At 72.5% G+C, this 7,919-nt stretch carries 7 protein-coding genes and 1 pseudogene; 5 read left to right on the forward strand and 3 right to left on the reverse strand.

The genetic code is table 11. From position 1 onward, the window contains the following. Window positions 1-35 precede the first annotated feature (35 nt). On the forward strand, window positions 36-1,319 hold the full coding sequence (locus A9X00_RS09500; RefSeq protein ID WP_067152290.1) for a MinD/ParA family protein: 1,284 nt from the start codon (window positions 36-38) through the stop codon (window positions 1,317-1,319). A gap of 6 nt (window positions 1,320-1,325) precedes the next feature. Here the strand turns inward: A9X00_RS09500 and A9X00_RS30680 are convergent, their stop codons facing one another. Further along, entirely contained in the window at window positions 1,326-1,484 is a 159-nt protein-coding gene (locus A9X00_RS30680) for a hypothetical protein (RefSeq protein WP_156772014.1), read from the reverse strand. Between the two features lie 46 nt (window positions 1,485-1,530). Between A9X00_RS30680 and A9X00_RS09505 the strand changes: the two genes are divergently transcribed. Further along, window positions 1,531-1,887, forward strand: coding sequence for a DUF4229 domain-containing protein (locus A9X00_RS09505; protein WP_067152266.1), 357 nt, complete (start codon window positions 1,531-1,533; stop codon window positions 1,885-1,887). Between the two features lie 102 nt (window positions 1,888-1,989). Here A9X00_RS09505 and A9X00_RS09510 read toward each other — a convergent pair whose 3' ends face one another. Further along, window positions 1,990-2,862, reverse strand: coding sequence for a 1,4-dihydroxy-2-naphthoate polyprenyltransferase (locus tag A9X00_RS09510; protein WP_067152292.1), 873 nt, complete (start codon window positions 2,860-2,862; stop codon window positions 1,990-1,992). Window positions 2,863-2,896: 34 nt separating this feature from the next. Between A9X00_RS09510 and A9X00_RS09515 the strand changes: the two genes are divergently transcribed. Both A9X00_RS09515 and A9X00_RS09520 read left to right on the forward strand, forming a co-directional pair. Then, window positions 2,897-3,673 carry an S-methyl-5'-thioadenosine phosphorylase gene (locus A9X00_RS09515; RefSeq protein ID WP_232006726.1) on the forward strand — a complete coding sequence of 259 codons (777 nt, stop codon included), beginning with the start codon at window positions 2,897-2,899 and terminating at the stop codon, window positions 3,671-3,673. Further along, on the forward strand, window positions 3,670-4,701 hold the full coding sequence (locus A9X00_RS09520; RefSeq protein ID WP_067152270.1) for an NAD(P)-dependent oxidoreductase: 1,032 nt from the start codon (window positions 3,670-3,672) through the stop codon (window positions 4,699-4,701). Before A9X00_RS09515 ends, A9X00_RS09520 begins: the two co-directional genes overlap by 4 nt. Window positions 4,702-4,753: 52 nt before the next feature. On the opposite strand, the gene A9X00_RS09525 is transcribed toward A9X00_RS09520, so the two are convergent. Next, complete coding sequence (locus tag A9X00_RS09525) at window positions 4,754-6,376, reverse strand: hypothetical protein (protein ID WP_197515113.1); 1,623 nt, start codon at window positions 6,374-6,376, stop codon at window positions 4,754-4,756. Between the two features lie 329 nt (window positions 6,377-6,705). On the opposite strand from A9X00_RS09525, the pseudogene A9X00_RS31790 reads away from it, so the two are divergent. After that, a pseudogene (locus A9X00_RS31790) lies at window positions 6,706-7,919 on the forward strand (hypothetical protein); the annotation flags it as partial.

Here is a 7,919-nt window from a genome sequence, read left to right on the forward strand (position 1 = left end):
ACCGACCCGAGTAACACACAACAGGGGGAGTGCACGTGTCCGACCATCCAACCACCGGCGTGGGTGCGCCCGAGCCGCCGACCACGCAGACGCCCCCCGAAGCGCCGCCCCCGCAGGCCGGGCCGGGCGACGAGGCGCCCACCCGCGCCTTCGCCGGATTCCGCACCGAGCGGCGCGTCCCCGGGCCCGAGCGGCGGCAGGCCGTGGCCCCCGTGCCCCCCGCCGCGCCCGGCGGGATGCCGCCCTGGGATCCCACGCCGGTGACCGGCATCCCCCGTGTCGACCCCACCGCGTTCGGGGCCTATTACAACGGGCCCGCGGAGGCGCCCCCGGCCGAGGCGCAGGCGCCCCCGTACCGGCCCGAGCACCTGCCGCACACGCCGTATCCGGAGCTGTCCACCGGCATGCTGTTGCGCCCGGTCAAACCGCCGCCCTCCGAGGGCTGGCGCCGGGTGATCTACGACCTGTCCGGTCACCTGATCAACCTGGGCGAGAGCCCGCGGGCCCAGCGTCACAACAACCTGGTGGCGCAGGTCAACCGGCCCCTGCGGGGTTGCTACCGGGTAGCGCTGCTGTCGCTGAAGGGCGGCGTCGGCAAGACCACGATCACCGCGACGCTGGGGGCGACGTTCGCGACGATCCGCGGGGACCGCGTCGTCGCCGTCGACGCCAACCCCGACCGCGGCACGCTGAGCCAGAAGATCCCGCTGGAGACGGCGGCGACCGTGCGCCAGCTGCTGCACGACGCCGGTGCCATCGAGCGCTACAGCGACGTCCGCCGGTACACCTCGAAGGGCCCGAGCGGCCTGGAGGTACTGGCGTCGGAAACCGACCCGGGGATCTCCGACGCGTTCGGCGCCGAGGACTACAGCCGCGTGCTGGAGATCCTGGAGCGGTTCTACGGCCTGGTGCTCACCGACTGCGGCCCCGGGCTGCTGCACTCGGTGATGTCGTCGGTGCTGGAGAAGGCCGACGTGTTGCTGGTCGTCGCGTCGGGGTCCATCAACGGCGCGCGCAGCGCCTCGGCGACGCTGGACTGGCTGGACGCCCACGGGCACGAGGAGCTGGTCCGCAATTCGGTCGCGGTCATCAACGCGGTGCGCCCGCGCACCGGCAAGGTCGACATGAACAAGGTCGTCGACCACTTCTCGCGCCGCTGCCGCGCGGTGCGGCTGATCCCGTTCGACCCGCACCTCGAAGAGGGCGCCGAGATCGACCTGGACCGGTTGCGGCGCGGCACCCGCGAAGCGCTCACCGAGCTGGCCGCCGTCGTCGCCGACGGGTTCCCCGGCGACCAGCGCAACCCGGGTCTGGTTTAGGAGGAACTAGCGGGGGTTATCCCCGTGGCCTAACCGCCGCAAGAAGTCGGGATCGTCGTCGGGTCCGATGACACGCGTCTTCGGCCGCTGCGCCTGCGACCGCGCCGCGCGCCAGCCAACATAGATCAGCGTTCCCAGGACCAGAACGAGTAGCAGGTAGAGCACTCAACACCTCCTCCGAGCGAATATACGCGGGCCGTAGGCTCGGGGTGTGTCAGAACGGCCCGCCGACAGCAGCACCGAAGAGCGCCCGCGCAATCGCGTCGTCGCCGACGTTTTGCTCTACGCGGTCGCGCGGGTGGCGCTGGTGGCCGCGCTGAGCGGCGCCATCTACGGGATCGCGCGATTGCTGGGGATCGCCCAGTTCCCCGTTGTGGTCGCGGTGCTGTTCGCTCTGATCATCGCGATGCCATTGGGGATCTGGGTGTTCGGCCCGCTGCGCCGCCGCGCCACCGCGTCGCTCGCGGTAGCCGGCGAACGCCGGCGCCGCGAACGCGAACAGCTACAGGCGCGGTTGCGGGGCGAGGAGGCGCCGCGTCCGGAGCCCGACGCGCCGCCCGAGGCATAGCCGCTCGGTTGCGTGTGCATCGGTGGCGTTGCGTGTGCGTCCAGGGCGAAAAAGTGGCCCGGATCCCGCCGCCGGCTCACAGTCAAAACCCTGAGCACACACTCAATGCGCGAGGGCCAACGCCGTCGCCACCGCGAACGCCCACACCACCATCGCCAGCCCGGTGTCCCGCAGCACCGGAATCAGCTCGCGCCCGCCGCGGCCGGAGCGCACCGGGGCGAGCGCACGCAGGGCCAGCGGCGTGGCCAGCAATCCCGCGGCGCACCACGGCGTGGCCGCCATGAGCACCAGCGTCGCGACCCCCGCGGTCGCCAGCAGCGCCTGGTAGAGCACCCGGGTGCGGGCATCGCCCAGCCGCACCGCCAGGGTGATCTTGCCGGACTGCGCGTCGGTGGGGATGTCGCGCAGGTTGTTGGCCACCAGCACGGACGACGACATCGCCCCGATCGACACCGCCAGCACCGCCCCGACCCAGTCCACCCGCAACGCCTGGGTGTACTCGGTGCCCAGCACCGCGACCAGGCCGAAGAACACGAACACCGCGACCTCGCCAAAACCCGCGTAGCCGTAGGGCTTTGAGCCTCCGGTGTACAGCCACGCGCCGGCGATGCAGGCCGCGCCGACCGCGATCAGCCACGGCGCGCTCAGCAGCGCCAGCACCAGCCCGGCGGCCGCGCCCACCGACAGGCTCGCCACCGCCGCGGTCAGCACCGCGCGCGGGGCGGCCAGCCGCGAGCCCACCAGCCGGACCGGGCCGGCCCGCTCGTCGTCGGTGCCGCGGATGCCGTCGGAGTAGTCGTTGGCGTAGTTCACGCCGACGATCAGCGCCAGCGCGACGGCCAGCGCCAGCAGCGCCCTCCACCACACCGCGGATCCCAGCCACGCCGCCGCGCCCGTGCCCGCCACCACCGGCGCCACCGCGTTGGGCAGCGTGCGGGGCCGGGCGCCCGAGACCCACTGCGCGAGACTGGCCACCAGGCCATCCTGCCTCATGCACCACAATGGGCGGATGCTCGGAGTCATCGGCGGCAGCGGCTTCTACACGTTCTTCGAGTCCGACACCCGCGACATCGACGTCGACACCCCCTTCGGCCCGCCCAGCGCCCCGGTCACGGTGGGCGCCGTCGGCGACCACGAGGTCGCCTTCCTGCCCCGGCACGGCGCGACCCATCAGTTCTCGGCGCACACCGTGCCGTATCGGGCCAACATGTGGGCGCTGCGCAAGCTCGGCGTGCGACGGGTTTTCGGCCCGTGCGCGGTCGGCAGCCTGGACCCCGGCAACGGCCCGGGCGCGGTGGTGGTGCCCGACCAGCTGGTGGACCGCACCACCGGCCGCCCCGACACCTACTTCGACTCCGGCGCCGTCCACGTCGACTTCGCCGACCCCTACTGCCCGACGCTGCGGGCCGCGGCCACGGCCCTGCCCGACGTCGTCGACGGCGGCACCATGGTGGTGATCCAGGGGCCCCGGTTTTCCACCCGGGCCGAGAGCCGCTGGTTCGCCTCGGCCGGCTTCAGCCTGGTCAACATGACCGGCTATCCGGAGGCCGTGCTGGCCCGCGAACTTGAAATATGTTACGCGGCAATAGCTTTGGTGACCGACTTGGATGCCGGCGTCCAGGCCGGTGAGGGTGTGAAGGCCGTCGAGGTGTTCGCCCAATTCGAGAAGAACATCGGGCCGTTCAAGGAGCTGGTGCGCGCCGCGATCGGCCGGGTCGCCGCCGAGCGCGACTGCACGCACTGCCAACCGCACACCGGCGTGACCCTGCCGGTGGAGCTGCCGTGAGGGTGCTGCTGACCGGGGCGGCCGGGTTCATCGGGTCGCGGGTGGACGCGGCGCTGCGGGCGGCCGGTCACGACGTGATCGGCGTCGACGCGATGCTGCCCGCGGCGCACGGCCCGAATCCGGTGCTGCCGCAGGGCTGCCGACGCGTCGACGTCCGCGACGGCGACGCGCTGGCCCCGCTGCTGGACGGCGTGGACCTCGTCTGCCATCAGGCCGCGATGGTGGGTGCCGGCGTCGACGCGGCCGACGCGCCGGCCTACGGCAGCCACAACGATTTCGCCACCACGGTGTTGCTGGCACGGATGTTCGCCGCGGGCGTGCGTCGGCTGGTGCTGGCCTCGTCGATGGTGGTCTATGGGCAGGGCCACTACGCCTGCCCCGAGCACGGGCTCGTCGACCCGCCGCCGCGCCGGCGCGCCGACCTGGACGCCGGGGTATTCGAAAACCATTGCCCGGCATGCGGACTCGACGTGGCGTGGCGCCTGGTCGACGAGGACGCCGCGTTGCGGCCGCGCAGCCTGTACGCGGCCAGCAAGACCGCGCAGGAGCATTACGCGCTGGCGTGGGCTGAGGCGACGGGAGGCTCGGTGGTGGCGCTGCGCTACCACAACGTCTACGGCCCGGGCATGCCGCGCGACACCCCGTACTCCGGGGTGGCGGCGATCTTCCGCTCGTCCCTGGAAAAGGGCGAGCCGCCAAGGGTTTTCGAGGATGGCGGGCAGATGCGGGATTTCGTCCACGTCGACGACGTCGCCGCCGCGAACGTGGCCGCCGCGATGACCGACCGCGACGGCTTCACCGCCGTCAACGTCTGCTCGGGCCGGCCCATCTCGATCCTGGATGTCGCCACCGCGCTGTGCGAGGCGCGGGACGGTTCGGTCTCCCCGGTGGTCACGGGGCAGTATCGCAGCGGCGACGTGCGCCACATCGTCGCCGACCCGGCGCGGGCCGCCGAGGTGTTGGGGTTCCGCGCCGCCGTCGATCCGCACGAGGGCTTGCGCGAATTCGCTTTCGCGCCTTTGCGTTAAGGCGATCGCAAGCGCGGCGAAGCCGGGCGCAGCGGGTCGCCGCCAGCTAGCACTAACCCTGCGGCGGGCGGAAGATCCGGGGCTTCTGGACGGGGATCTGCCGGGTGGCGGAGTCGTCGCCCCGGAAGATCCGCGGCGAACCGGCGAGCTGCGGGGTCGCGCCGCCGGCCGGGATGCGCGTCGTCGCCGCGGCCGACGGGGCCGCGTGGCCCACGGGGATGCGCGTCGTCGGCGCGCCCGGACCCGGATGGGTGCCGGCCGGGCCGCCCCGGGTGTGGGCGGGACGACGGCGCTGGCGTCGCGCGCGCCGCGCGCCGAGCTGACCGGTGATGATCGCCGCCGCGAGGATGCACAGCGCCAGCACGCACAGCGCGACGTCGAAGGTGCTGGTGATCTGCTGGGCGAGGTTGTTGCCGTACACGGGGTTGGGTGCGGGCGCGTTGGGCGCCTCCTCGAACCGCGGCGCCAGCGCGACGCCCAGCACGACGCGGGAAATGCCCAGGGTCGCAACGAGTCCGCACAGCGACGAGATCAGCCTGGGGGAGACGGCGTCGTTGCCCAGGTTGATGCGCAGCCAGATCGCCAGCACGGCGGTCGCCAGGTCGAAGGCGGCCAGCACCATGCTGTCGTAGCGCGAGAACGGGTAGTTCAGGGTCACGGCGACGGCCAGGTCGGTGATGCGCATGACCATCGACCCCAGGCACCAAACGATGATGAGCAGCAACCCGTTTCGGGCCGCCGCGCGCCACGCGTTCTCCTCCGTCGCCGACGCGTCACGGCGGGCCGACAACGCCGCGGGCGCGAAGATGGCCGCGGCCGCCGCCCACGCCAGGTAGCCCTCGAAGCCCACTCCCGCCGTCGACGTGTTCTGCGCTATGCCGTGGAACGCGTCGATGTCCCGGCCGACGGGAAGGATCCACACCAGAAGCCCGGCGACCAGCGTCGAGACCCCGAGAGCCACGGTCGCCAGCCGGGACGCCCTGCTGCTGCGCAGCAGCCACCGCGACCCGACCAGCACCGCGAGCAGCGCCACCACGCCGTACACCAGCGCCGTCGCGATCACCGCGACGTTCTGCTTGCCGAAGCCGGACGAACCGCCCGCGTCGTGCAGCGCGTATTTGAGCCGCCAGAACAGGTTGAAGCAAAAGCTCAGCGCCGCCCCCACCATCGACGCGTAACCGATGATCCGCACCGGCCTGGGACCGTCAGCGGAGTCGGTGTCGGCCGGGTCCGTGGTCACCGGTCGCGCGCTCAGCAGCGAGCCGGCGATTCCCAGCCACGCCCCGGGCCCGACACCGCCGGGCACGTTCACGCTGCCGCCGAACCGCGCGGTCTCGAACACGTCGAACGCGACGAAGCCGACGACCAAGAGCGCGTAGGGGGCGTTGAGCGCCAGCCGAAGGCGTCCCGCCAGCGCGGGATTGAACCGCGGACTCGCCGACCGCCAGGAACCGGCCAGCACGACCGACGCGAGCGACAGCAGCGTCACGACGAACAGCACCGCCAGCAGCGGCTTGTTGCTTCCGTCGATACCCAAGCCGAAATACAGGTTCCACGGCAACAGCAGCGCCACGACGAGCAAGGCGGCCGCGGTCAAATCGACCGCGACGTCCGAACGCCGGCCGGGCCGCGCGTCCGCCGATGCCTGCGGCGTCTGCCGCGTGCGCGCCCGGATTGGCCCGGTCGGGGCGTCGTCGCTGCTCTGACTCACGGTTCCCCCCGGGTGTCGAGGACGGCTTCTGGCGGCGCAACCTCGGTTGCGCGGCTGGGGAACCCCCTGCCGCATCGACCACGTTGCTTACTTGGAAACATAATCTCCGTTCGGGCGACGCGGCAGTGGTGAGGACGTGTGCGTTTCCGGGGTGGCCGCCACGCGGTTACGCTGCGCTCACAGGCGAACACCGAAAACCTCGTCGCCCGAATGACTGTTACCGCCGACGGTATCGCAGTGTAATGATGCCGGGACATGCTGGCTGTGGGGTAGCCGGCCGAAGGAGAGTCGGGATGGACGTCGTGCTGGGGGTCGCGGTCACAGGTCCCCGTGCCCGCTTGGCGCTTGTCGGTGCGGGCGCCGGCCTGATCGACGAGTCCGTCGTTGACCTTGCCGATCGCCCGATCGAGAAACTCACCGAGACGGTGGCCGGGACGAATCGGTTGCTGGCCGAGGAGAGCCACCGGCTGCTCGCCACGCGGCTGTGCTGGTCGGATCGGCAATGGGCCGAGCGGTTGCGGCAGGCGTTGGAGGACTCGGGCGTCCAGAACGTCGCCGTGCTCTCGGAAGCGCAGGCGCTGTCCGGGGTGGGCGCGCGGCCGCGGCCCGACGCGGACCCCACCGTGGTGCTGGCCCGGGGCGCGGCGATGGCGGCCGGGCTGGCCGGGGACGCGACGGCGATGGCCCCCGCGGTCGGGTCGGTCGGGGACGCGACGGCGATGGCGCCCGCGTTCGGGGAGGCGACGGCGATGGCTCCCGCGGTCGGGGGAACGCCCCCGGCCGGCCAGGTCGGAGCCGACCTGGCGTACTCGATGGCCGGCGAGTCCGACCTGCTCCCGATGGAATGGCTGACCGAGCCCGAGGACGACGACGCTCAAACCGGCCCGGTGGGCCTCACCTCGCGACGGCTGGGGGCGATGGACGCGGTGCTCGGCATCGCGGTCGCCGGTTCTATCGCCCGGTTGGCGCTCGTCGGGCCCGTCGGGGGCGGCTACGCGGCGATCAAGCACCTGGTCGTCGAGCTGCCCGTCGAGCCGTTCGAAACGTTGATCCAGACGGTGACCGGCGCGCAGCAGGCGCTGGCCGCCGAGGGCCGCCATCTGGTTGCCACCCGGCTGTATTCGCCGGATCCCGCGCAGGCGGACGCGTTTCGTCAGGCGTTGGCCGACTCCGGGGTCCCCGACGTCGGGGTGGTTTCGCAACCCGACGCGGTGGCGGCGCTGCTGCGGACAGTCTTCCGTGGTGTCACGCTGCCCGGCGCCATCGCGCTGGTGGTCACCGCCGAGGCGGCGACGTTGGTCGCGCTGGGCGCCGCCGGGGCGGCGGACATCCTGGCCACCGCGGCGCTGCAGGGCGTGGACGCCGTCGCCGCGGCGGCGGACCTGCTGCTGGACTGGCTGCCGTCGGCGCCGTTCGCGGTGAGTGCGGCGTACGTGCTGGGCACCCTGGAAAACCTGACCAGCCTCGCCGAACGGATTCGCGCCCGATCGCCGCTGCGGGTGGAGGT

The sequence above is a fragment of the Mycobacterium sp. 1245805.9 genome (assembly GCF_001672915.1).
Classification (GTDB): domain Bacteria; phylum Actinomycetota; class Actinomycetes; order Mycobacteriales; family Mycobacteriaceae; genus Mycobacterium.

Bases quoted from the DNA above. Each gene is read 5' to 3' on its own strand.
- A9X00_RS09515 (WP_232006726.1), top strand. From the start codon at position 2,897: ATGCTCGGAGTCATCGGCGGCAGCGGCTTCTACACGTTCTTCGAGTCC.